General features: G+C 31.9%; 22 protein-coding genes and 2 pseudogenes. 10 read left to right on the forward strand and 14 right to left on the reverse strand.

Annotated elements, in window-relative coordinates:
* From pstA to phoU, 3 genes and pseudogenes are all read left to right on the forward strand, one after another.
* Positions 1-931, forward strand: a pseudogene (gene pstA / locus EL082_RS06765) (phosphate ABC transporter permease PstA).
* A gap of 84 nt (positions 932-1,015) precedes the next feature.
* Entirely contained in the window at positions 1,016-1,891 is an 876-nt protein-coding gene (gene pstB, locus EL082_RS06770) for a phosphate ABC transporter ATP-binding protein PstB (protein ID WP_015365014.1), read from the forward strand.
* Between the two features lie 3 nt (positions 1,892-1,894).
* Entirely contained in the window at positions 1,895-2,542 is a 648-nt protein-coding gene (gene phoU, locus EL082_RS06775; protein WP_002451347.1) for a phosphate signaling complex protein PhoU, read from the forward strand.
* A gap of 118 nt (positions 2,543-2,660) precedes the next feature.
* Here phoU and pepF read toward each other — a convergent pair.
* A pseudogene (gene pepF / locus EL082_RS06780) lies at positions 2,661-4,471 on the reverse strand (oligoendopeptidase F).
* Between the two features lie 198 nt (positions 4,472-4,669).
* Here pepF and EL082_RS06785 point away from each other — a divergent pair.
* The 5 genes from EL082_RS06785 (at position 4,670) to EL082_RS06805 (ending at position 8,409) form a co-directional block, all read left to right on the forward strand.
* A complete protein-coding gene (locus tag EL082_RS06785; RefSeq protein WP_002465817.1) occupies positions 4,670-5,020 on the forward strand; it encodes a hypothetical protein in 351 nt (116 codons plus the stop codon).
* A gap of 116 nt (positions 5,021-5,136) precedes the next feature.
* Positions 5,137-6,135 carry a nickel ABC transporter permease gene (gene nikB / locus EL082_RS06790; protein ID WP_002465819.1) on the forward strand — a complete coding sequence of 333 codons (999 nt, stop codon included), beginning with the start codon at positions 5,137-5,139 and terminating at the stop codon, positions 6,133-6,135.
* Entirely contained in the window at positions 6,125-6,940 is an 816-nt protein-coding gene (gene nikC / locus EL082_RS06795) for a nickel transporter permease (RefSeq protein ID WP_049415146.1), read from the forward strand. Before nikB ends, nikC begins: the two co-directional genes overlap by 11 nt.
* 1 nt (position 6,941) lies before the next feature.
* Positions 6,942-7,715, forward strand: coding sequence for an ATP-binding cassette domain-containing protein (locus EL082_RS06800; protein ID WP_002465821.1), 774 nt, complete (start codon positions 6,942-6,944; stop codon positions 7,713-7,715).
* Entirely contained in the window at positions 7,708-8,409 is a 702-nt protein-coding gene (locus EL082_RS06805; protein ID WP_002465820.1) for an ABC transporter ATP-binding protein, read from the forward strand. Before EL082_RS06800 ends, EL082_RS06805 begins: the two co-directional genes overlap by 8 nt.
* Positions 8,410-8,499: 90 nt before the next feature.
* On the opposite strand, the gene EL082_RS06810 is transcribed toward EL082_RS06805, so the two are convergent.
* The 12 genes from EL082_RS06810 to EL082_RS06865 all read right to left on the reverse strand — a co-directional run bounded on the left by EL082_RS06810 (position 8,500) and on the right by EL082_RS06865 (position 22,170).
* Positions 8,500-9,516 (reverse strand): siderophore ABC transporter substrate-binding protein, encoded by a 1,017-nt coding sequence (locus tag EL082_RS06810; protein ID WP_015365018.1) that lies wholly within the window; start codon positions 9,514-9,516, stop codon positions 8,500-8,502.
* Positions 9,517-9,574: 58 nt separating this feature from the next.
* The gene (locus EL082_RS06815) at positions 9,575-10,348 is read right to left on the reverse strand and encodes an HAD-IIB family hydrolase (protein WP_002465813.1); all 774 of its coding nucleotides are present in this window, start codon (positions 10,346-10,348) and stop codon (positions 9,575-9,577) included.
* 847 nt (positions 10,349-11,195) lie between these two features.
* On the reverse strand, positions 11,196-12,455 hold the full coding sequence (locus tag EL082_RS06820) for an aminoacyltransferase (RefSeq protein ID WP_002467186.1): 1,260 nt from the start codon (positions 12,453-12,455) through the stop codon (positions 11,196-11,198).
* 42 nt (positions 12,456-12,497) lie between these two features.
* Positions 12,498-13,754 carry an aminoacyltransferase gene (locus tag EL082_RS06825; RefSeq protein ID WP_002467180.1) on the reverse strand — a complete coding sequence of 419 codons (1,257 nt, stop codon included), beginning with the start codon at positions 13,752-13,754 and terminating at the stop codon, positions 12,498-12,500.
* A 463-nt stretch (positions 13,755-14,217) separates the two neighbouring features.
* Positions 14,218-14,943: a tryptophan synthase subunit alpha gene (trpA, locus tag EL082_RS06830; protein WP_002467177.1), complete on the reverse strand. Its 726-nt coding sequence runs from the start codon at positions 14,941-14,943 to the stop codon at positions 14,218-14,220.
* Positions 14,936-16,150, reverse strand: coding sequence for a tryptophan synthase subunit beta (gene trpB, locus EL082_RS06835; RefSeq protein WP_002467188.1), 1,215 nt, complete (start codon positions 16,148-16,150; stop codon positions 14,936-14,938). The genes trpA and trpB overlap by 8 nt, the downstream gene beginning before the upstream one ends.
* A gap of 3 nt (positions 16,151-16,153) precedes the next feature.
* Positions 16,154-16,774, reverse strand: coding sequence for a phosphoribosylanthranilate isomerase (locus EL082_RS06840; RefSeq protein ID WP_002467174.1), 621 nt, complete (start codon positions 16,772-16,774; stop codon positions 16,154-16,156).
* The gene (trpC, locus tag EL082_RS06845; RefSeq protein ID WP_002467178.1) at positions 16,765-17,565 is read right to left on the reverse strand and encodes an indole-3-glycerol phosphate synthase TrpC; all 801 of its coding nucleotides are present in this window, start codon (positions 17,563-17,565) and stop codon (positions 16,765-16,767) included. Before trpC ends, EL082_RS06840 begins: the two co-directional genes overlap by 10 nt.
* The gene (gene trpD, locus EL082_RS06850) at positions 17,566-18,564 is read right to left on the reverse strand and encodes an anthranilate phosphoribosyltransferase (RefSeq protein ID WP_103286305.1); all 999 of its coding nucleotides are present in this window, start codon (positions 18,562-18,564) and stop codon (positions 17,566-17,568) included.
* The gene (locus EL082_RS06855; RefSeq protein WP_002467184.1) at positions 18,565-19,140 is read right to left on the reverse strand and encodes an anthranilate synthase component II; all 576 of its coding nucleotides are present in this window, start codon (positions 19,138-19,140) and stop codon (positions 18,565-18,567) included.
* Positions 19,137-20,543 (reverse strand): anthranilate synthase component I, encoded by a 1,407-nt coding sequence (locus tag EL082_RS06860; protein WP_015365022.1) that lies wholly within the window; start codon positions 20,541-20,543, stop codon positions 19,137-19,139. The genes EL082_RS06855 and EL082_RS06860 overlap by 4 nt, the downstream gene beginning before the upstream one ends.
* Before the next feature lie 592 nt (positions 20,544-21,135).
* Complete coding sequence (locus EL082_RS06865; protein WP_015365023.1) at positions 21,136-22,170, reverse strand: M42 family metallopeptidase; 1,035 nt, start codon at positions 22,168-22,170, stop codon at positions 21,136-21,138.
* A 144-nt stretch (positions 22,171-22,314) separates the two neighbouring features.
* On the opposite strand from EL082_RS06865, the gene EL082_RS06870 reads away from it, so the two are divergent.
* Positions 22,315-23,406: a prephenate dehydrogenase gene (locus tag EL082_RS06870; protein ID WP_015365024.1), complete on the forward strand. Its 1,092-nt coding sequence runs from the start codon at positions 22,315-22,317 to the stop codon at positions 23,404-23,406.
* Between the two features lie 99 nt (positions 23,407-23,505).
* On the opposite strand, the gene EL082_RS06875 is transcribed toward EL082_RS06870, so the two are convergent.
* Complete coding sequence (locus tag EL082_RS06875) at positions 23,506-24,768, reverse strand: Y-family DNA polymerase (protein ID WP_002467183.1); 1,263 nt, start codon at positions 24,766-24,768, stop codon at positions 23,506-23,508.
* 153 nt (positions 24,769-24,921) lie between these two features.
* On the opposite strand from EL082_RS06875, the gene EL082_RS06880 reads away from it, so the two are divergent.
* A complete protein-coding gene (locus tag EL082_RS06880; RefSeq protein WP_002451325.1) occupies positions 24,922-25,107 on the forward strand; it encodes a 2-hydroxymuconate tautomerase in 186 nt (61 codons plus the stop codon).
* Positions 25,108-25,145 lie beyond the last annotated feature (38 nt).

Below are 25,145 nucleotides of genomic sequence, written 5' to 3' on the forward strand. Positions count from 1 at the left end.
ATGGCGACAACTACTAATACAGCAAATGGTAATAACAAAACATTAATCGATCAAAAGCAAGTCGATAAAAATATTTCAACTCGTATGACTAAAAATAAAGTGTTCAAAGGTATATTTTTAGCCTGTACATTAATCGGTTTAATCGTATTAGCAGCACTATTAATTGATACATTGATCAAAGGTGCTGGACATTTAACACCATCATTCTTCACTAACTTTTCATCTTCTACACCATCAATGGCAGGGGTTAAAGGTGCATTAGTCGGTACATTATGGTTAATGATTACTATTATTCCAATTTCAATCGTATTAGGTGTGGGCACAGCGATTTATCTTGAAGAGTATGCACGTAAAAATCCATTCACGAACTTTGTTAAGGTTTGTATTTCAAACTTAGCAGGTGTACCTTCAGTCGTATTCGGTTTATTAGGACTTACATTGTTCGTTCGTGGTATGGGCGTTGAATCTTTATCACTTGGTAAATCTATCCTTGCCGGCGCATTAACGATGTCTTTATTAATCTTACCGGTAATTATCGTGGCGGCACAAGAAGCGATTCGTGCTGTACCTAAATCTGTAAGAGAAGCATCTTATGGCTTAGGTGCTAACAAATGGCAAACGATTTATAAAGTCGTTTTACCTGCAGCTTTACCAGGTATTTTAACAGGATTCATCTTAGCGCTATCTCGTGCATTAGGTGAAACAGCACCATTAATCTTAATTGGTATTCCTACGATTCTATTACGTTTACCAAGCGGAATTATGGATCAATTCCAAGCATTACCAATTCAAATATATAACTGGGCAAAAAATGCCTCAAGAAGAATTCCAAAATGTCGCATCAGCAGGCATTATCGTATTATTAGTAATCTTATTATTAATGAATGGACTAGCTATATTCTTCCGTAACAAATTCAGTAAGAAATTTTAAGCTGACGTCTTAAAAACAGGGAAACGTTATTTACGATTAAGTAGACATTAAATCAACTTAGTTAATTAGAAGGAGTTTTATATTATGGCTAATACAAAAGTCGAAGAAAACAAAAAATTAGATCAATTGAAAGACAACTCAAATCAAGGCGTATCTACAATAGTCACTACACAAGATAAACACGATCCGATTTCTGATAGTGAACGTAAGGTCGTTTACTCTACTCAAAATTTAGACTTGTGGTACGGTGATAATCATGCACTTCAAAATATCAATTTAGATATTCTTGAAAACAATGTAACTGCTATTATCGGACCATCAGGTTGCGGTAAGTCAACTTACATTAAAGCGTTAAATCGTATGGTTGAACTTGTACCTTCAGTAAAAACTGCAGGTAAGATTTTATATCGTGATCAAAATATCTATGATGCAAAATATTCTAAAGAAAAATTAAGAACGAATGTAGGTATGGTCTTCCAACAACCAAACCCATTCCCTAAATCTATATATGATAATATTACGTATGGACCAAAAACACACGGTATAAAAAATAAAAAGATTTTAGATGAAATTGTAGAAAAATCTTTACGTGGCGCAGCTATTTGGGATGAATTAAAAGATAGATTGCATATGAATGCGTATGGATTATCTGGTGGACAACAACAACGTGTATGTATCGCTAGATGTTTAGCAATTGAACCTGATGTAATTTTAATGGACGAACCAACATCAGCATTAGACCCTATTTCTACATTGAAAATCGAAGAACTTGTTCAAGAATTAAAAGAAAACTATTCTATCATCATGGTTACACATAATATGCAACAAGCTGCTCGTGTTTCTGATAAAACAGCTTTCTTCTTGAACGGCTATGTAAATGAATATGACGACACTGATAAAATTTTCTCAAATCCAGCTGATAAGCAAACTGAAGATTACATTTCAGGACGATTTGGTTGATATATGGCAGTGATTAGACAAAAATACGAAGGCCAACTAGAAGACTTAATTAAAGATTTACGTCGACTAGGTCTTCGTGTTTATTTTAATATTGAAAATGCATTAGTGTCGTTAAGTGATGATAAGAGAACTTTCGCTAGAGAGACGATTGAAAAAGATAAAGAAATCAATCGTTTAGACTATGAAATTAATGAAAAAGTCATCATGCTTATTACAAAGCAACAACCGATTGCAACAGACTTACGCATGATGATGGCAGCTTTAAAGATTTCTACTGACTTTGAACGTATGGGTGATAACGCCGCAAACATCGCTCATATTCGACTCAGAGTAAAAATTACGGATCATTATGTCTTAACAAGATTAAAGACTATGGGCAAATTAGCTATGTTAATGCTTGAAGATTTAAATACAGCTGTTAAAAATGAAGATATTACTTTAATTAAAGAAATTATTGAACGAGATCAAGATATCGATGATTTATATATCAACATTGTCAATACGACTTATTTAATTGATAACGATCCTTTTGTAGCAGGGCAAGCACACCTAGCTGCTAGGAATCTAGAACGTGTTGGAGATCATATTAGTAATATTGCGGAAAGTGTATATTACTTTCTCACAGGTGAACATTACGAAGCCGGTCGCTAAATTTCCTATTTAACCCAAATTTAAATGTAACGGACTCATATTCGTATTTGTTAGACCAAAAAGATATAAAAATCCCCTAAATGATAGCTCTTAGCTACATTTAGGGGATTTGTTTTACTTATGAATTAGCTTCAATTTCATCAGTGAGGGCAATGGCTTCATCGACCAATTCAGATATATATCGAATTGTGTCTTTCAATGGTGCTTCTGTTGTTATATCAACACCTGCTTGTTTTGCTAAAGCAACTGGTGATAAACTACCGCCTGATTTTAACGTATTTAACCAAGCATTAACAGCTGGTTGTCCTTCTTTTTTTATTTTTTGTGACATGACCGTTCCAATTGTTAAGCCCGCGGAATAAGTATAAGAATAGAGTCCCATATAATAATGTGGTTGTCTCATCCAAGTTAACTCCGTACCATCTGTCATTTCAACTGCATTACCAAAGAATTGTTGATAAACATTAAGCATAATATCATTTAACACTGGTGCTGTTAATGATTCTCCATTATCTACTTTCTGATATACTTCGCGTTGGTAAGCCGCTTCTAGCAAATGCGTCACCATATTATGATAATACGTACGAGAAAGTATAGAACCAATGACCCAACGTTTAAATCGTGGATCTTCGCTATGATTAAATAAATAATTTGCCATTAACATCTCGTTCATTGTTGATGGTGCTTCCACAAAATACATCGAAGCTTCAGATTCTAAGAAATTCTGATTTTGTTGTGCTAAAGTAAAATGCCCTGCATGTCCTAATTCATGTGCCAGGACAAATGTTTCGGCCATTTTCCCTGTCCATGAAATAAAGACATAAGAATGTGTGAAATAGGGACTAGCACAGAACGCACCAGTATCTTTCCCTTTATTTTGAGCGAAATCTATCCAACGATTTTGGTATGCTGACTCAATCATAGAATGATAATCTTCGCCAAGTACATCAAGTGCACCATAAATATAAGATTTAGATTCATCAATAGAGATATCCGGTTCATAACTAGGATCAATTGAAACCTTTAAATCTTCAAAACGCATTTTGTCCAATCCATGTACACGTTGAAGTAATTTAGCATATTTTTGCATGACAGGTGCTAAATCACTCATGATGACATCAATTTGTCTGTCAAACATATCACGAGTCACTTCTTGTTCTTGTAATAAATAATCAATAACTGAATCATATCCTCTTAAATCCGCTTCAATTTTTTCTTGTTGTACTTGCATATTATAAGTTGCAGCTGTTGTATGTTGATAACGTCTAATTGCATCACTAAACGCTTTAAAACTTTTCTGTCTAAATTCAGGGTCAGCATGATCCTCATATTCATTTTCAAATGTCGCATAATCCATTGGATACTCTGTATTGTTATGTTTAAATGATTCAAATGCAATATCTAACATTTTAGTTGTACCATATAAATCATAAGGTTGATTTAAAGTAGGGGACAGACTAGCTAATGTTTGTTCAACTTTAGGATCTAATTGATACGGTTTGCGTACAATTAATTGTTGAATGTAATGTGGATATTGTGTTGAGATTTCAGTTGTTGTAACGTGTCATTATTCAAATTTAATATTTCTGATTCTACAAATGATAATCGACTTGCGATTTTGCCATAAGATGTATTTAATTTAGCATTTAATGTCTGTGCAGCTTCATCTGTTGTGTCCACGCTTAAACGTAATTCTGCATAATTGCCTAATCGATCAATCTGTATTAGAAGTGCTTCATAATCTTTAAGTGCACGTTCAATCGTATCAATTTCAGTTAATTGACCATTGTAACGCTCATGAAAAGATAATGAAGATGTTATCATCTCATCTAATGTTTGGTAAAAATCTTTATCATTTTGGAATAAATCCTTTAAATCCCATGTTTCAGTGCTAGATATATCTTGTCTATTTGGTAAACCTTGTGTCAATATGATTCACTCCCTGTTTGTAATCAATAATTTTATTATACATGAGTTAAATTCGAAACGCAGTTGATACATATCAATCATAAATCTGTACTTAATCAGTAATTAATCGTTCAGAAATACTACTATAGTAGGTTTAGTTAAAGTAAATTAAATAGTATAATAATGTTAGTATTATTTAAAATTAAGGAGAATCCATTTATGACTATTTTTGATATGCCGAATTTTCTATGGATTTCTATATTAGCAGTTATCATTTTAACTGTTTTCTGTACTTTAGTCTTACATAGATGGTTTATTGCAGCAGTTATTTCTTTTGTAGTATTAGGTGTATTAGCATTCTTTATTCCTAATTTCCAAGATATTACATTTCAACCTTTATTAGGGTATGCTGCTTTTATGGCGATTATGAGCTTAATTATCAGTTTCTTATTATGGTACTTCACACGTAATTGGAGACGTGAAAGAAAGAAAAGACAACTCGAAAAAGATATGCGTCGATATGAACAATTTGAACATGAAAAAGATATGAATCATTTTCGTCGTCGTTAACATATAACGGTCAAATGCCCAATTCTGAAACTATTAAACAGAGTTGGGTTTTACAATTTAGGTCATGCATTTAATTTTAACTATCATATTATAGGACAACTAATGGAGAGATACATATGAATTTAATTAAAATAATCATTTCAAAGTGTCTACAAACGATTGTAGTATTATTTATCTTATCTACAATTACGTTTATTCTAATGAAATTATCTCCTGGTAATCCAGTAGACAAAATATTACATTTAGACACTGCGCAAGTATCAAACGCTCAAATAAAAGCGACCGAAAATAAATTAGGACTAAATGAATCGCTATTGGCGCAATGGTGGCATTGGATAATCCAAATATTACATTTAGATTTAGGTGTTAGTTATCAAACTAACGAGCCAGTTAGCCAAGAGATTACAACATATGCACCTCCTACACTAATCATTACTGTAGGAACATTAATCATGTCAGTCATCATTTCAGTGCCATTAGGTATACTTGCAGCAATTAATTATCATCGTCCAATTGATCGCATAATTAGAATTTTTACCTCTTTATCTGTTAGTTTACCTGCATTTTTCATAGGTATACTACTATTATATATATTTGATTTAAAATTAAACTTACTTCCTCCAGCTAGTGATGGTCAATGGGTTTCATACATTCTACCTATACTAACTATGAGTATTGGTATGTGTGCTTATCTCATTAGATTAATTAGATCTAATCTACTAGATTTATATCAAAGTCCAATTGTCCAAGCTTCAAGGTTAAGAGGGATGTCAGAGGAGTATATTTTGTTACACGATCTACTCAAGCCAGCATTATTGCCAACTATACCACTCATTGGTCTTTCTGTTGGTAGTTTAGTAGGTGGCACAGTGGTTATTGAAAATTTATTTGAAATACCTGGTTTAGGCGCGTTTTTAGTCGATAGTATTCGTGCTAGAGATTATCCTGTGATACAAGGCATCGTATTATTTATTGGTACATTAGTGATTATTATTAATACATGTGCGGATTTATTAAGTATTTGCTTAGATCCTAAACAAGGATTAACGCAGCAAGCATGGCCTAAATCGTCTCAATCATTTAATGATAAGGAGGCGACACACCATGAAAATTAAAATCAATCGTTCAAATTGGATATTTTATGTATTTTTCATATATATTTTATTCATTGTTATCATGCAACTATTTGTGAATGACGATGCTGCTACAAAAGTACATTTGTCTCAAACATTTGAACCAATGAGTGCACAACATTTATTAGGTACAGATGATTATGGTAGAGATTTATTCACTCGTCTCGTAGTAGGAGCACGTTCTACGTTATTTATCACTGTGCTCACTTTAATATTTACAGTCATTATTGGCGTACCTCTAGGCCTACTGTCTGGTTATAAAAAAGGCTGGATAGACACAATCATCATGCGTATGATTGATATCGGTTTAAGTATCCCAGAATTTGTCATTATGATTGCACTTGCAAGTTTCTTCCATCCAAGTATATGGAACTTAGTTATAGCCATTACAGTAATTAAGTGGATGAATTACGCACGGGTGACAAGAGGAATTGTGAATACAGAAATGCATCAATCATATATTCGTATGGCACAACTTTTCAAAGTACCTACATTAACGATTTTATTTAAGCATTTATTACCTAAAGTACTGCCATTCATTCTCGTATTAATCATTGTGGATTTCGGCAAGATTGTATTATACATTAGTTCTTTATCATTTTTAGGTTTAGGTGCACAACCACCATCACCAGAATGGGGGGCAATGTTGCAAGCAGGACGTGACTTTATAACCTCTCATCCGATTATGATCATTGCACCTGCGTCTGTTATTGCTATGACGATATTAATCTTTAACTTAACAGGTGATGCACTCCGTGATCGATTACTAATAGGAAGAGGTGACTAAATTGAATATCATAGAAGTTAAAGGGCTCACCATTAATGATTCAAAAGGTCAATCACTTTTAAACCATGTAGATTTATCTATCAAGACACAACAAATCAATGCAATTATTGGAGAAAGTGGGGCAGGTAAAACTTTAGCTATACGTTTTATATTGAATCAATTACCTCATGATTTTCATATCGAATATGATGATTTCTTATATTATGGTCATCCTGTGACACAATTAGATGATCATTTAGGAAAAGACATTGGCTATATTTCTCAAAACTATACCCAAAGTTTTAATGACCATACCAAGTTAGGTAAGCAACTCATAGCCATTTATCGTACACATTTTGATGTATCAAAACAAGTTGCTAAAACTAAAGTAAAAGAAGCACTCACATGGGTGAATTTATCAAGCGAAGAGATTTTAACACTCTATAGTTTTCAATTATCTGGTGGTCAACTTGAACGTGTTTACATTGCAAGCGTACTTATGCTTGATCCTAAACTTATCATTGCAGATGAACCAGTGGCATCATTAGATATGGTAAATGGTCTACAAATAATGGATTTACTTGAACATATTGTTAAGGACCATCATCAAACTTTATTAATCGTTACTCACAATATGAGCCATGTTCTTAAATATGCAGATCAAATAGATGTAATTCAAAATGGACAAATTGTTGATAGTGGTAATCGTTCTTATTTTGAAAGTAAACAATCGACAACATACGCTCAACGATTATTTCATTTTAGAAGTCATATAAAGAGGGAATATCATGATTAAATTAGACAATATCTCATTCAATTATCATAAACAACAAACTGTATTAAGCCATATCAATTTAACAATAGAAGATAATGAAATAGTTGGTATTTTAGGTGAAAGTGGGTCAGGTAAGAGTACACTTAGTTCACTTTTATTACACGAACTTAAGCCAACAACTGGTTACATAGATGTTGATACACATGATATTTTACCCGTATTCCAACATGCTTCTGACAGTTTCAATCCTAAATTAACTATTCAGCAATCATTAGCTGAGCCACTCTTGTATTATAAAAAGCATACGACTCAGCATATTGATCAAATGATTCAAAACACTACATCATCATTTGACTTGTCGTTATCTTTACTTAGCAAATATCCAAATGAATTAAGTGGCGGTCAATTACAAAGATTTAACTTGCTACGAACATTGTTAGTTAAACCCAAAGTATTAATTTGTGATGAAATTACTTCAAACTTAGACGTTATCGCAGAACAGCATATGTTAGATATTTTAACTGCAAACTACCGTAAACACCCATATACTTTAATCATGATTTCACATGATTTATCTGTAATCCAACGTATTTGTCACCGGATTATTGTAATAAAAGATGGGGCGCTCGTTGATGATTTTGCTACCAATCAACTATTCAGCCATCATAGGCATCCCTATACCAAACAACTTGTAGCTTTATACGAATCAAATTAAATTATGTGATAAACCTATACCAAAGAAGCCCAAAGATGACTTTTATTTCAAAGTGACTTTGGGCTTCTTTATATAGAATTTGTTAACCAATTATTTCTTATCTTCAAAGGCGTCTTGAATATGTTCAAGTTGATCTATTGTAAGTTGATTACCACCTTCACCAAAATACCAAGCATTAGATTCAAATTGATATACATTATGATTTTTAATTGCTTTTATATTTTTAATAACCTTATTATTTAGTTCTTTAGGTAAATGCTGATCATTGCCATCTTTTGTTCGATTAATCACAAATAGTTTATCTGGATTAATTTTATTTAAATATTCATAACTGATTTGATTTCCTGCAGAATTGGCTTTCATGTTATTGTCCGCATGTTGTATACCTAAATCCTTATTCAAGAAACCACCAAATCGACCAGTTTGTCCAAATGCTTTCATACCTTTATCATCAACAACTAGTAGCAATACTTTGTCCTTATTAATCGCACGTTTTGTCTCATTTACTTTTTCTTTTAATTCTCGATTAAGTGTGTTGGCCTTATCTTTTTTATTAAATATTTTCCCTAATTGATTGGTTGTTGTTTCTATTGATGAAATATAATTTTCACTATCTGGACTAACAAATAAAATTTTAGCATCGGGCGCAGCTTTTTTCATTTCATCGATTGTTTTTGTATGTGCTTGTCTGAAAGAGGCTAAGATTAAATCTGGTTTTGCTTTGGCTAAATTATCGTATTTAGGTCGCCCAGGGTTACCCAAATTGATATATTGATCACTTTTAAATTCATTTAAAGCGTGGGGGAGAAATGCATTCCCTTGTCCTTTAGCAACTGCTTTTACATGACTTTTTAAATCCATTTGTTGCATAATGTCTAATGCACCATAATCTAAGACAGCAACTCGTTCAGGATTTTTAGGAACTTTGACTGTCTCAGTTTTCTTTACACCTTGTGAGTGGGTGTTATTTTTATCTTTAAACTCATAAGTATTTTTGATACTTACAGTGTCCTTTGAATTTTTACTAGATTGATCTGACGTTTGACTACAAGCAGTTAGTACAATACCAATGATTAAAATAATAAGTAGTTTATATGTATTTTTCATAATCATCCTCCTTATCATTATTTTAAATGAAATTGAGAATCATTATCAATTAATATTATTACTTTTCATTTAACCATTTATCCAATTCGTTACATATTGCTTCATTAGTGTCGTCGACTAAAGTAATTTGCGGATTATTAATAAACGTCGTATGATCCATATGTAAATTCGTTACAAAATAGCCATGAGATGCATGTTCTAGCATTTGAATGTCATTATGATCATTTCCAAATGCGATATATTCAGTTGTAGCTCCAATGATTTTTTGAATGGTAGTATGTTTATCAATACCTTGAGCTGTTATATCAATATAGTTTTCATTTAAATGTTGTATTAGCTCCAGGGAATGCGATTTTTCAGCTAAGATAGTAGCAATTTCTTCAAAATCATCATGACGAATATCTAATATGATAGCTTTAATGGGTTCAACAATGTCATCCATATCCAAAATCTTTGCTGTATGGTTAGGATCAATGCGTTGAAATAATTCATACGTTGCATCTAAGTTAGTTGAATAATTATATTTATCATCTAATATATACTTTAATTGATATGCATGAATAATATCTTTAATTAGTTGCAAATCATCCTGTGTAATAGATTTAATCACTTCAATCTGTCCATTTTGAGAAATGATTGAGCCATTACCACCAATAAGTGTAAAGTCTTTGAATTCAGGTATAACTGGTAGCAAATCTCTAATTGGACGTGCGGATGCAAATATCACTTGATGGCCAAGTTGATGTAATTTAAAAATACGTTCTTCAATAAGTAGATCAACATGATAACCATCAAATGAAATGGTACCGTCAATATCAAAAACAAAATTCATAAACAAAACTCCTAAATGTTAATAAAGAATATATAGATAAATTATAACATAGCAAATATATTAAGATAATGAAGAATAGGGTCCCCTATATCCAATATCCATAACTTCCTATAATATATATTATGTAAACTAAAATTAAAAAAACAATATAGGGCTAATATTCATATCTTATGAACAGGTATAACTAATTAATACGAATCCATTTATATTTTGATTGATAAAATCATTTGTTGCTAAGGCTTGTATTATTAAATGTTCATTTCCTTACATTCATATCTTAGCTTAATGAAACGTTAAATGATCATCGTATTTAAACTTAAATCTATAATCATTTTTAGGATAACTTTTAGCTTTGTCTTTATAAACTTCAATATATTATCAGTAATGCATTTACATCTAACGACCAGTTATCCATCAAAGTCATTCTCGATGCAACTGAGATGCTCTCACAGCACGGACATATTTAGTGACATGTTATAAATTTTGATTATTTTAAATTTAAGACGTTCATTTTAATTAAATACAGGCTTTATTTAAAACATCTAATCATCAATAATTTTATTGGTATATATTTGCAATTTAATGTAATGTAAATAATTTTTATTATATCGATTCATTCAACTACTCAAAATATGTACTGTAAGCCTTATATAATTTATTTATTAGAAAATTCTCTATAACTATCATTGTTAAGGTCTTTGGTAATAGCTATGATAATTTTAGTAGGGTGCAATATGATTTTATATTAGCTTTTTATATTAATTATTTGTAGAATTTCACTAGATAAAAAAAGCTGAGACAAGAGTCTCAGCCTAGATATACCAATAGATTTGCTATGTCTTCTATTTTACTTCTTAACTTTTCTACGAATACGGTCTAATGTAGTGAATAACCAATATTTCACTTTGTTAATTGGCTTATAAAAATCTCCTATTAACTCTTCAATTTGAACATTAAATCCACGTTTAAAGCGATAAACGCCATAGTCCTCACTATTTTCAGTAAAGTCACCAGACAATCCATAGAAATTGTAACGATCATAACCATTATCGAAGCAATAATTAATCATGAACCAATGCATCATATATGGTCCCATGTATTGATTGAATTTTTCTGATGAACCACCTGAGAAGTAGTTGACTTCATAAGCATTAGCAAAGTAAACACCAGAAGCAAGATTCAATACTGAACCATCAGTTTGACGAATTTCACTAGCTTGTAGCATTTCTTTTTTATCATGCTCAATTTGCTTGTCTAATTCACTGATTTTCTTCAATTGTTTATCACTTTTGTTTTCTTTTGCCATCATTTGATCACGACGGTTTTCTTTATCATTTAGCGAATGCTGTAATGACTCAATATATTCATCTAAATCAATATATGCTAATGGCACTAATACTTTATCGCCGAAATGATCAATGAAATTATAGAAATATTGATCTGTTTTTGAAGCAAATCCAGTTCTTTCTTCAGTTTCACGATAAAGCTCTAAGAAAAGATCAAATTCATCCCTACTTAAAAATCTTACTTTTACTCCGTAGTTTATCGCTTTATTAATATTTCTTTTACGTTGACTATCGAATTCTTTCTTCAATGAAGCAGGTGTTTTGCCCTCTAAGTCTAAAACACCCATCCATCTTACTTGGCTGAAGCTATCGTAAGATGTTGTAAAACCATGGTGTTCATAACCGTGAGATTTAAATAAATTGACAAGTGCATCGTTTTTCTCATGGTTATCAAGTGGTTTAATATCTTTATCATAAATTTGATAAATCCAGTATGGATCCATTTTGACATATAAACATTGATGTTGATGTAAGTATTTATCTAATTCTCTCAAATAAAAATCAACTAAACCTAAGTCAGAGTAGTCCATGACTGGACCACGATTTGAATAATACACATAACTACCCATCGTTGGGATTTTTGAAAATAGACTTGCTGCAATGACCTTGTTGTTTTCATCTTTAATACCTAATAATACAACCTGAAAACCATCCGTTTCACGAGTAGCAATATTTTCTTTCACCTGAAAATAATGACTTTCTAATGATGGATTTTGTACAAAGTTCTCAAATTCTTTAACTGTCAACTCTGTAAATTTCATAATTAGATAATTCCCTTCCTAATAAAAATTTATTATTTATGCTTATTTTTTAAGTAATTTCTTTAATGTCGTATAAACAGTGTACATAGGTTTATTAATTGGTTTTATGAAATCTCCTACATATTCTATAACATCAGCATTATACCCTTTTTTGAATTTAATAACGCCTGCATCTTCTGCATCTTCTGAGAAATCTCCGCTAATACCATAGAAATTATAGCGATCAATACCGTGGTCTAATGCATAATTGATCATCGTCCATTGCACTGCATAACTACCTGCAAAGTGGCGATATTTATTTGAAGTACCACCTGCATAGTAAACAACTTCAAATGGATTGATGAAGAAGTAACCAGCCGAAATAGGTAATTCATTGCCATGTTCAGCTTGAAGTTGTTTCGCTTCATCTATTTTCTGTTGATTAGCTGCTAATTGTTGTTCTAGATTTGCTTTCTTATTATGTGATTTTTTATTATCAGGACGCTTTTCAATATCTTTAAGAGCTTTGTTTAAGTCTTTAGTTAAGGTTTCTTTTTCATTATTGAGTTCTTCAAGATATTCGTCAAAATTAATATATGCTAATGGCACTAGGACGCGATCCTTGAAGTGCTTATATCGATCATAATAATAACTATCATCTCTATCTAAAAACGCTTTTGACTCTGAAGTATCTTCCATGAATGATCGGAAAATCGGTAATTCATCTTCTGATAAGAATTTAACTTTCACACCATTTTTTTGTACTTTTTTAGTATTACGTTTACGTAAATTATCCATATCGTTTAAAACATCTTTTGCAGTTTTACCTTTTAAATTCAATACTGAATGGTGTCTTACTTGTAGTATTGGATCGAAACCATTGTGGAAACCTTCATGTTTAAAACCTAATGATGCCAGTTTATCAAATATCCAATCATTTCCTGCATTACCAGTAATATCCCCATCATGATTACGATATTGGTATGGAAGGTATGGATCGACTCTTAAATATAAACAATGATGTTTTTTAACATATTTACTTAATTCATTAAAGAAGAAATGAACTAATTCTTTGTTATCGTAGTCGATGACTGGTCCTCTATTAGTATAGAAATATTTGAAAAATTTCATCACTGGCACTGCAGTTAATAAGCAAGCTGCAATCACTTCATTGTCGTTATTTTTAATTCCAACAAGATGTGATTCAGTCCCTTCAGCAAGCTTTAATTCATAGTTACCTACCATTTGCGTAAAATGAGTATATGGCATTTGGTCTGTAAAATCGCCAAATTCTTTAGCGGTTAAGTTTGTAAACTTCATTATCATAACTCCTATTGTGTTTATCTCTATTTTTTCTCTCTATTTAAGAATTCGAATTGAGTTCATATCATGCTTAATTCAAGCGTTGTTACTATCTATCATTCATTATTTACAATATGTGTAACAACATTGATATTATCAAACTAATTGTACCAATCTAAGTTGTTTTTATTTTATTTTTCATAACTCTGACTCTAATTAGTTAAATGCAATGACTCATCAAATACTTAGTCATACAACTTAAATTGAATATACGTAATAATAGTATGAGTCGAACTTTTATCAACTCATACTATTATCGTATTATCACCTATTATTTTAATGCATTTGCAAATCTAATGCCAATGACTTCCCTTATAACAACACAATTTTATACTAATCAAGTAAAATCAATGTCAAATCGTGTAATAATTTACATATATCCTTTCCATTTACATTCTATTTAAATATTAAATTAATTTTTCTAATTTAATGCGTGCCTTATAGATTTAAGATAGTTGATATTTTCTTCTGTAGTATCATTAGCAAATCGTTTAACGATTTCACTACCAATGACCACGCCATCTGCTATTTGTGAAATATCTTTCACATGTTGCGCATTTCTAATACCAAACCCAGCTACGACTGGTACTTTTGCAAATGTCTTAATTGTGTCTAATTTAGACTTTAATTCTGGGTGGAATGTGCCATCCTTACCTGTAGTCGCATTCATCGTTACGGTATAAATAAAACCTTCTGCATTTTTGGCAATCAATTTCATTCGCTCTTCAGATGTTGTCATTGCAATGAGCGATATTAATTTTACATTGTATTGATGCGCTTGTTCTTTTAATTGCTGTCCAAGTTCAAAAGGTAAATCAGGAATAATAAGTCCGTACACACCTGCACGTTCACAAGCTTTAAAAAAGGATGTTTCACCATAATGGCAAACAATATTGTAATATGTCATTAATACATACGGACAGTCGATGTCATTTTGATGCAATTCAAGTTCCTTAAATATATAATCAATGTTAATACCTTCTTCAATCGCTTTTCCCCCTGCTTCCATGATTGTAGGACCATCTGCAACTGGGTCTGAAAATGGCACACCTACTTCAATCATATCTGCACCATTTTGACAAAGTAATGTCATATTCTCTATCAATTGATGGTTTGCCATTATATAAGGTATAAATAATTTATTCATTGATCTCACCTCTTTGTTGTGTATATTGACGAATCGTTTCCATATCTTTATCACCACGTCCAGATACAGTAACAACTATAATCTGGTCCTTATTCATTGTCGGCGCTAATCGTTCTACGTAACTTAATGCATGTGCACTTTCAATAGCAGGAATAATACCTTCAGCTTTAGTAAATCGAATTAATGCTTCCATCGCCTGTTCATCACTTGCATCTGTATAAGTGACGCGTCCAATATCATGATAATAAGAATGTTCTGGACCTATTCCAGGATAATCTAACCCTGCTGAAATAGAATGTGCCAATTGAACTTGACCATGTTGATCTTGAATTAAATACATTTTGGCACCATGTAGTACACCTGGACTTCCTTTACCTATAGCTAATGCATGCTTATCAGTGAGTTTACCTTTACCTGCTGCTTCAACACCATATAGTTTTACATCGTCTTGAATAAATGGATAAAAGGTTCCGATTGCATTTGAACCACCACCAATACAAGCAACAACTGCATCAGGTAAACATTGCTCTTTATTCAAAATTTGTGTTTTAATCTCTTTGCCAATCACACTTTGAAAATCTCTAACAATAGTCGGGAACGGATCTGGTCCAAGAGCTGAACCTAGAAGATAGTGTGTATCTTCGACATGACTAACCCAGTATTGAAGTGCTTTATTTACAGCATCTGACAATGTACCTTGACCTTCCTCAACAGAAACTACTTTAGCTCCGAGTAATTCCATTCTAAATACATTTAATTGTTGTCGTTGGATGTCCTCTTTCCCCATAAAAACAATTAAATCCATATCAAATAACGCCGCAACCGTTGCACTGGCCACACCATGTTGTCCTGCACCAGTTTCTGCTACTAATTTACGTTTCCCCATACGTTTAGCTAATAGCGCTTGCCCTAGAGCATTGTTAATTTTATGTGCACCTGTATGGTTTAAATCTTCTCTTTTTAAATATATTTTTGCTCCACCTAAAGATTCTGAATATGCTTTAGCATATGTTAATGGTGTTTCTCTACCTACGTATTCTTTTAAATAATATTGTAATTCATCTTGAAAAGTTTGATCATTTTTCGCTTCTTTATATGCTTGTTTTAATTCTATTATTGCTGGCATTAACGTTTCAGGGACATATTGGCCACCGTAAGATCCAAAAAATCCTAAGTCATCTGCGTCTGTTTGAATATGTTTATTCATGGTTCATTCTCCTTTCACAATGTTAACGATTGTTTTCATTTTATCTCCATCTTTTTGATGATTGATTTCAATTCCAGAGGCTATATCATAGCCAATGTGCTGCAATGATAAATGTTGAATTTGTTTGATATGCTGATCAGTCAAACCACCTGCAATTAGAAATGGTACATCTTGAATATGATCTAACAGATGCCAATCATAAATTTGACCTGTACCTCCAAATTGTTCTGAGGGTGTATCGATGATAAATAAATCAACTAATTGTTTGTAATAGTCTATGTGATCTAGCAAATCTTGATGTGCGGGTAATGCTTTAAAAATTTTAATATTAGGATACTGTGTTCTAGTCCATTTAATGATTTCTATCGGTTCGTTGCCATGAAATTGTATTGTGTTGATTTGAGTATGTGACACAACACTTTGGATTTGTGTTCGATCTGGATTGACTAATACCACTACACGGTCAATATAACTAGGTACGAGTTTGGTTAATTGCTGAATTTGACTCATATCACGGTGACGGTGACTATTGGGAAAATGAATAAATCCTATCGCATCTATAGGTAACTCAATCGCTTTAAGTACATCTTCTTTACGTTTAAACCCACAAAATTTTAAATACATGGTTTCACCTTATTTAACTTTAATTGTGGTAAAAATTCACTTAAATCGTCGCATTTCATTAACGCTTCACCAATAAGTAATCCATCGATACCAGAATGAATTATTTTTGCTACATCTTTTTGAGAGTGAATACCACTTTCGGAAATATAGTAAAAACCATCTTTTTTATGACCTAATATCTGATTGGTGTGTTCTACATCTGTCACAAATCGTTTTAAGTCTCTATTATTAACACCTATAATTTCTGGATTAAGCTCGTAAGCTCTTTGCAATTCTTGACTATCATGGACTTCTACTAATACTTCTAAATCTAATTGACAGGCATATTGATATAAACGATGGAGCTGTTCATCAGTTAAAATATTTACTATGAGTAAAATAATTGATGCACCTGCTGTTTTAGCTACATCAACTTGGATTTCATCTATCATAAAGTCTTTGCATAATACGGGTAGCGACGTTTGTTTAGATAATTGTTGTAAGCGTTCAAAACTACCACCGAAATAACGTTCATCCGTTAAGATAGATATGGCATTTGCTCCATAAGCTTCATAATCTTTAATTTGTTGCGACAAATTACGTTCAGGTAGTTGCTTTACAGATGGACTTTTCGATTTAATTTCTGCAATGATAGATAATTCTTTGTCATTTGCTAAGCTTGATTTCAAAGTTTTCTTTTTAGATGGTTGATTATATTGATTATTATTTTTTAAAGTTTTAAGTTTTTCATGATAATAATGACTAGATAATAATTCTTTTTTATATAGTACAATTTCGTCTAATATTGTCATTTAATTCCCCACCATTCTTAAATATTGTTTCATTGCTGTTCCGTCATCGATGAGTTGTTGCGCAAGTTGAATACCTGTAGCAATATCATTTACTTTTTCCGAAACGTATAAAGCTATGCCTGCATTGAGCACTACTACATCTCTCTTACTTGAATGATCTTGACCGTTTAAAATATTTACCGCAATAGCTTTATTTTCTTCTGGGGTGCCACCTTTCAATGTGTCATTTGCAGCATTTTTTAAGCCAAAATCTTTAGCATTAATCGTATAATGTTGAATTTCCTTACCTGCATTCACTTCATATATTAAATTGTCACCTGACAAACTTGCTTCATCCATGCCACCAGCACCATGTAATATGACTGCTTTTTTCCGTCCTAAATCTTTTACTGTTTGTTCTACATTTGCTAATTGAGATTGATCATAAATCCCCATGGTTTGATATGTTAATTTGAATGGGTTAATTAAAGGTCCCACAAGATTAAATATCGTTGGTTTAGATATCATTTTTCTAATGGGTTGAATATACTTCATAATTGGATACGATTCTGTCGCACTGACAAAAGCTAAATGACATTGATTTAATTGTTGAACAACCTCTTTAACAGGTGTGGTTTTAATTTTTAACTGATCTAACAAATCTGTACTTCCTGAATTTGAAGTGATACTTTTATTTCCATGTTTGATGATTGACGCTCCGGCACTTGCAACTACGAATGAAGCGGTCGTTGATATATTAAAACTTCCTGATTGATCACCACCAGTTCCACAAATACACATCGAACCTTCATAAACTGGTTGTTGTTCATACATCGTTTTGATTAAACTTTTGGCTAAAAATGTTAATTCTGACTGTTGCATTTCCTTATCAGTATATGACTTCAAAGCTTTATATTTGATTTGATTTTCAATTTGAGGATTGATCATCAAATCAATAAATGCTTTCATATCTTGTTGATTTAAATGTTGTTGCTGTTCTAATTGTTTTAAAATTCCCATCTAATCACCTTCTACTACTAAATTAATAAAATTCTTAATTATTTCTTCTCCATACTCCGTCGCGAATGATTCTGGATGATATTGAATACCAAAATGTAAATGATTGATATGTTCAAATGATTGTATGCAATCAGATGTCTCTCCTGTCACGACTAAAGTTTCTGGAAATTGTTCTATATCGCTAACGAGCGAATGATATCTCATAATATTAAAAGTGCTTGGTAAACCGGTATACAATTTAGAATGTGTTTGAAGATTCAATTGATCTACCTTTCCATGCATGACGGTTTTACCTTGTATCACTCGACCACCGTAATAACATGTAAGTGCTTGTGCACCTAAACAAACACCTAAAATAGGTTTATCTTTATAATGATGAATAATATTTAGTAATAAATCATTATCTAAAGGATGCCCAGGACCAGGTGAAATAATAATACCTTTTACATTTTGACGCATAACACGGTCATCATCTGGATATAATACTTTCACTTCATTCTCATTGGTTATATTTTGGGCTACTATATCTACTAAGTTATAGGTGAACGAATCATAGTTATCTATGATTAATATCATGGCGACACCTCCAATAAACTTTTAGCTTTTAATTTTGTTTCTTCTAATTCTTTGTCTGGTTCAGAATCATACACAACACCACATCCGGCTTCTATATTGACATAAGTATCATCTATCATCATCGTTCTAATAGCTAATGCCAAATCTAAGTTATGATTACAGTTAATATAACCAATACCACCGCTATAAACGCCTCTCTTATGTGGCATCACTTCATAAATTCTTTGAATAGCTCTTAATTTGGGTGCACCAGATACAGTACCTGTAGGCAATAGACTTGCTATAACAGACATAGGTGAAATATTTTCTTTAATTTCGCCTGTCACTTCACTTACAATGTGCATCACATGTTCATATTTCTCGATTTCCATTAGTTTTTGAATATGTGATGTGCCCGTTTTACATATTCGATGAATATCATTTCTACCTAAATCGACGAGCATACTATGTTCACTTTTTTCTTTTTCATCATTAATCAGTTGATGCGCATTGCTTTGATCTTCCTCTGGTGTTTGACCTCTTTGTATTGTTCCGGCAATAGGATTTGTGACGACTCTGCCATTGTGAACTTTAACAAAACTTTCAGGCGAACTACCGATAATAATCGGTTGATTCATATTAATGTAATACATATATGGACTAGGATTTTGTCTCTTTAGATTTTGATATAACTGAAACGACAATGTTTGTAATTGATTGTTAAAGTGATGTTTGTATTTATAAATACGTGATGGGACAACTTGAAACATATCCCCTTCAGTTATTTTCTTTTTAAAATCACTCACTATATTCATAAAATGTTGTTCACTCACATTTGCTTCTATTTCTTTATCTTGAACTTGAAATGTGACTTTTGGCTGATATACTTGGATTGTTTTAAGCTGTTCAATGCGTTCTTTGACCCGTTGTATTAAAACGTCTCGTTTAACTTGAGAAAATAAATTCGTACTAATGATGTAAAGTTCGTCTTTGTAATGGTCAAATACATACACATCTTCAATCATGTAAAAGTTCACATCATGTTGTGGATGATCTTCTAACTCCATTTGTTTTAAAACCGGAAATTCATGTCTTACTAAATCAAAGCTACAAGAACCAATAAATCCAGAAATAAATGGTAATTCTTGTAACGTTTGATCTTCAATATCATCATAATAACGATTCACAAATTCCTTTAAGTATTGATAAGGCTGTTCCGTTATCGTTTCTTTCTTTTGTTGGGTAATAATTTGAAGGCATTTATTATCTAATGTGACCGTGCCATAACTATCAAAAACGACAATAGAATATCGCCCTTTTAGTTTTTCTTGGCTTGTGCTTTCTAGTATGATTTTGTTGTGTTTGAGTTGAGCTAAAGTTTCTGGTGTAATATTGGCCTGTAACTTTTCGTAATAGAGTTCCAATTAATTTCACTCCTTTATGTTTGAGTTCGTTTAATTATTATTGAAGATGATTTTTATTTTTTAGTTATTCTTAATTTTGAAAGTTTAAAGTAATGATTCGATTGTTAAACATAAAAAATCAGCCTCCTATAAAAAGGACGCTGACGCGTGGTACCACCTTAATTAACGCAATATTCTTAATATTCGGAATATTATACGTTCACTCATTGTTTATATTTAATTGTTAGAATACAAAACCCAATTTCATTTATAGTGGTGTTAGTTCACATCATCCACTAACTTTCTGACACTACCTTACTATAAACTACTACATTTTGTACGAAATAAAAGCACCACGATACGCGTAAAATCAATAAGGACGCGTTACCGTGGTGCCACCTTAGTTAACAAATGTTTATTGTTCACTTTAATGCTATTTAATTTTATATTCGAAAGCCCAATTCACTAAATATGTTGTGCTAATTTTCATTACCCATTAGCTTTCTATTTGCTACAATTCATATTTGCTACTTTATCTTCCGAATTGTTTAACAATTCTAATTATTTAGTATAATACATCTCTCAAATATTTTTGTCAACGCCAAATCCTAATTTATTTTAAAATTGGGGACATACAGTAGGCATATAATAAATTTTGTGTTGCTTCTATGGATTCAATATGTGTTCTTTCTAAGGCATGTGAAGATTCAATACCAGCACCAAATAATCCATGTCTGATATCAGCTCCAGCTTTTAATGCCGAAGTAGCATCGGAAGCATAATAAGGATATATATCTACTTTATATGGAATATCGTTCATTTTACATAGTTGCACAAGTTGTGAACGAAGTCCCTTATGATAAGGTCCAGAACTATCTTTTGCACAGATAGATACAGTATATTCATCTGAAGATTGACCATCACCTAATGCACCCATATCTAATGCAATAAAATCTACGATATTGTCTGGTAATGAAGCATTTGCACCATAACCTATCTCTTCATTATTTGAAATATAAAATTGAGTTGTATGTGGTAATCTAACATTCTCTTCTTTAATTTTTTTCAATAATTCTATAATCATTGCTACGCTTGCTTTATCATCTAAATGACGTGACTTAATAAAACCAGATTGAGTAATTTCAGTTCTAGGATCAAAGCTAACAAAGTCTCCTACTTCTATGCCTAAATCTTTCGTATCTTGAATTGAATTTGTTTTTTCATCAATTCTAATTTCCATATGCTCTATATCTCTAGGCACTTCATGATTATTTTTATATACATGCACACTAGTTTCATGTAAACATATTGTTCCCGTATATATGTCGCCTGCCTCTGTTTGAATCTCACAGTATTCTCCTTCAATGGCATTAAAGTGAAATCCCCCTATTAAATCAATTGCCAAACGCCCATCTTCTTTAATTTCCTTTACCATTGCACCTAACGTATCAACATGAGCTGTAATACATCGTTGCTGTTCTTGATTGTCTCCAGTAACATTAATAATCAAAGCACCTTTATTCGTCAATTCTGTAGAAAACCCTATGTCTTCTACTGTTTCCTTCACATACTGTATTGCTTTTTCAGCATTTCCAGATGGACTATTAATCTCTGTTAAAGTTTTAATCGTTTGTAGAATATCACTCATTTTTATCCCCTTTCACATTTCTATCTTATTTAACTTTAGTTTAGACTATTTATTTAATATATACTAATCATATTCTTATTGATTCCATAAACATCCTCATTTACAATGTTAGTATTCTGAAAATTTCGAAACAGGTGATTACTTATGCAAAATATTTTATTTGTAGGTCTTGGTTTAATTGGTGGAAGTTTAGCAAGTAATTTAAAATACTATCATCAAGACATTCATATTACAGCTTTTGATGCTGATGAATCTCAATTAGATAAAGCTTTATCTATCGGTATCATAGATGATAAATCAACGCATTATGATCAAGCTATCGAAAAAGCTGATATGGTTATATATGCTACACCTGTCGAACAAACTGTTCATTACCTAGAACATTTACCAAAGCTCAATACTAAAACAAATTTAATTGTTACAGATACAGGAAGCACTAAATCAACTATTCAAACATTTGAAAATATGTTGTTAAAACACAATATTCATCTCGTTGGTGGGCACCCAATGGCTGGTAGTCATAAATCTGGTGTGCTCAATGCTAAAAAACATCTCTTTGAAAATGCTTACTATATTCTTGTATTTAATCAAGAAGCTAATAAGCAAGCAGCAGAAAAGATTAAAAATTTACTAAAACCTACATTAGCAAAATTTATTTTCACTGATGCCAATGAACATGATTTTGTTACAGGTATCGTTAGTCATGTTCCTCATATAGTTGCATCAAGTTTAGTTCATCTCAGTGCTAATCAAGTAGAAAAACACCATTTAGTACAACAATTAGCTGCAGGTGGATTCCGTGACATCACTCGCATTGCTAGTAGTAATGCTGAAATGTGGAAAGATATTACATTAAATAATAAAACTTTCATCCTAGAAATATTACAAGATTTACAAGAACAAATCTCCTCAATTTCAGCTATGATATCTTCTTCTAGTTCAGAAGATATTTATAACTTTTTCGATCATGCAAAAAATTATCGCGACCGATTACCCGCTAAACAACAAGGTGCACTTACTACTGCGTATGATCTATATGTCGATATTCCGGATAAACCGGGTATGATTAGCAAAGTTACAAATATATTGAGTTTACATAATATTTCTATAAGCAACTTAAAAATATTAGAAGTACGTGAAGATATTTATGGTGCACTGCAAATCAGTTTTAAAAACCCTGAAGATCGGGAACGTGGTATTCAAGCTTTAAATCAATTTGATACTTATATAGAATAGCAACTTCATTCATCAACCTGAGACATCTCAATGTAATGTCTTAGGTTATTTTTTATTTTAGTGTTTGAGAAACCTTCATCATTATCGTGTAATACATTACTACATTTTATGTCCTGCCATGAGTCCTAAACGTCCATGTTTTGTACCAGCTTCAGTATAAGATGTTGCCTTAGACACAATGCCCTTACCATATTTCACATGTAAATGATCAATTGTTTTTGCTAGTTTTTCATCTCTCTTACGCTCGTATTCATCGATGAATAAGTTCATTTGTCTTTCGTTTTCATCTATAAATTGTGTAAGCGACACACTTAATGTACGATATAATGCTTGTTTGTCACATAATTGATTAGCAAAATAATTCACTACTTTAAAAATATCTTTTTCTAAGTTAGTACCTTCTTCTAATGTATACTGCTTATGTACACCACCTTCATCACTATAGCCAAATGAAAAATGTATGGTGCGCGCCAATTGTTTTCTTGCTCTAACTCTACTTGCTACATCTTCAATTAACTCTTGCATCACCACTTTCGCTTCTTCAAATTCGTAGTCTCTCATCAAAATTTGACTTTTACATATTGATGGATTATTCACTTTATATTTTTCTCTCATCTTGCTTTGATCAATACCATTAGCGTGAAGATGCATATCCACACCTAGTATTCCAAAATCTCTTTTCAAATATTGATATGGATATTGAGCTAAATCACCTACTGTAAAAATCCCTCTTTTGTTTAATTTAGCTTCTGTTTTTCTATTAATTCCCCAAAAATCTCTTAACGGTTGAATAGGCCATAACTTTTCAGGTACATGTTGATAGCGCCATTCAGCTATACCATTTGTTGTGTGTTTGGCTTCAATATCCATAGCTACTTTACTTAATAACATGTTTGAGCCTATACCAATCGTACATCTAATACCTGTTTCTTCATGAATTTCTTTCTGCAATCTTTCGCAAAATGCTTGCACGGTTGAATTGAATCTATGATAACTATCTGTCACATCCATAAAAAATTCATCGATGCTATATTGATGCAAATCTTCAGGTGGCACATATCGTAAAGCAATCTTAGATATAGCAACTGATACATTAAGATATTTTCTCATACTTGGATTAATGATAAATATGTCATTACGATGTGGTATTTCAAATAATCTTGATCCAGTCTTGACGCCTAATTCTTTAAGTTTAGGTGTCGCTGCTAACACAACCGACCCCTGTCTTTTAGTATCTGCGACAACTGCTAATTTCGTCGTTAATGGATCTAACCCTTTTTCTATACAAGATACACTCGCAAAAAAACTCTTTTGATCAATACAAAGTACATCTCTATCCTCTAATAAATGATAGTCATACATGATTACCCCTCCCTAATACATTTTCATTATATACGAACAAAAGTTCTTATTCAAGTACAAAAAGAACACTTGTTCTTGTCTAGTAAAAAATGTATTTTTATTGATTATTCATGCTATACTAAAGTTGTAATAAGAATATTGGAGGAATGACATATGCCAATCGTAAACGTTAAATTATTAGAAGGTCGTTCAGATGAACAACTTAAAGATTTAGTTACAGAAGTGACAGCAGCTGTAGAAAAAACAACAGGTGCAAATAAAGAAGCAATCCATGTCGTTATTGAAGAAATGAAGAAAAGTCATTATGGTGTTGCTGGTGTTAGAAAATCAGATCAATAATTAAGTAAAGAGCCTCACGTTGACATCGTCAATGTGAG

This window comes from Staphylococcus warneri (genome assembly GCF_900636385.1).
Lineage (GTDB): Bacteria > Bacillota > Bacilli > Staphylococcales > Staphylococcaceae > Staphylococcus > Staphylococcus warneri.

Excerpts from the sequence above, each read along its gene's own strand:
- pstB (WP_015365014.1), top strand. The coding sequence starts at position 1,016 with ATGGCTAATACAAAAGTCGAAGAAAACAAAAAATTAGATCAATTGAAA.
- phoU (WP_002451347.1), top strand. The coding sequence starts at position 1,895 with ATGGCAGTGATTAGACAAAAATACGAAGGCCAACTAGAAGACTTAATT.
- EL082_RS06785 (WP_002465817.1), top strand. The coding sequence starts at position 4,670 with ATGACTATTTTTGATATGCCGAATTTTCTATGGATTTCTATATTAGCA.
- nikB (WP_002465819.1), top strand. The coding sequence starts at position 5,137 with ATGAATTTAATTAAAATAATCATTTCAAAGTGTCTACAAACGATTGTA.
- nikC (WP_049415146.1), top strand. The coding sequence starts at position 6,125 with ATGAAAATTAAAATCAATCGTTCAAATTGGATATTTTATGTATTTTTC.
- EL082_RS06805 (WP_002465820.1), top strand. The coding sequence starts at position 7,708 with ATGATTAAATTAGACAATATCTCATTCAATTATCATAAACAACAAACT.
- EL082_RS06810 (WP_015365018.1), bottom strand. The coding sequence starts at position 9,516 with ATGAAAAATACATATAAACTACTTATTATTTTAATCATTGGTATTGTA.
- EL082_RS06815 (WP_002465813.1), bottom strand. The coding sequence starts at position 10,348 with ATGAATTTTGTTTTTGATATTGACGGTACCATTTCATTTGATGGTTAT.
- EL082_RS06820 (WP_002467186.1), bottom strand. The coding sequence starts at position 12,455 with ATGAAATTTACAGAGTTGACAGTTAAAGAATTTGAGAACTTTGTACAA.
- EL082_RS06825 (WP_002467180.1), bottom strand. The coding sequence starts at position 13,754 with ATGAAGTTTACAAACTTAACCGCTAAAGAATTTGGCGATTTTACAGAC.
- trpA (WP_002467177.1), bottom strand. The coding sequence starts at position 14,943 with ATGAATAAATTATTTATACCTTATATAATGGCAAACCATCAATTGATA.
- trpB (WP_002467188.1), bottom strand. The coding sequence starts at position 16,150 with ATGAATAAACATATTCAAACAGACGCAGATGACTTAGGATTTTTTGGA.
- EL082_RS06840 (WP_002467174.1), bottom strand. The coding sequence starts at position 16,774 with ATGTATTTAAAATTTTGTGGGTTTAAACGTAAAGAAGATGTACTTAAA.
- trpC (WP_002467178.1), bottom strand. The coding sequence starts at position 17,565 with ATGACAATATTAGACGAAATTGTACTATATAAAAAAGAATTATTATCT.
- trpD (WP_103286305.1), bottom strand. The coding sequence starts at position 18,564 with ATGGGAATTTTAAAACAATTAGAACAGCAACAACATTTAAATCAACAA.
- EL082_RS06855 (WP_002467184.1), bottom strand. The coding sequence starts at position 19,140 with ATGATATTAATCATAGATAACTATGATTCGTTCACCTATAACTTAGTA.
- EL082_RS06865 (WP_015365023.1), bottom strand. The coding sequence starts at position 22,170 with ATGAGTGATATTCTACAAACGATTAAAACTTTAACAGAGATTAATAGT.
- EL082_RS06870 (WP_015365024.1), top strand. The coding sequence starts at position 22,315 with ATGCAAAATATTTTATTTGTAGGTCTTGGTTTAATTGGTGGAAGTTTA.
- EL082_RS06875 (WP_002467183.1), bottom strand. The coding sequence starts at position 24,768 with ATGTATGACTATCATTTATTAGAGGATAGAGATGTACTTTGTATTGAT.
- EL082_RS06880 (WP_002451325.1), top strand. The coding sequence starts at position 24,922 with ATGCCAATCGTAAACGTTAAATTATTAGAAGGTCGTTCAGATGAACAA.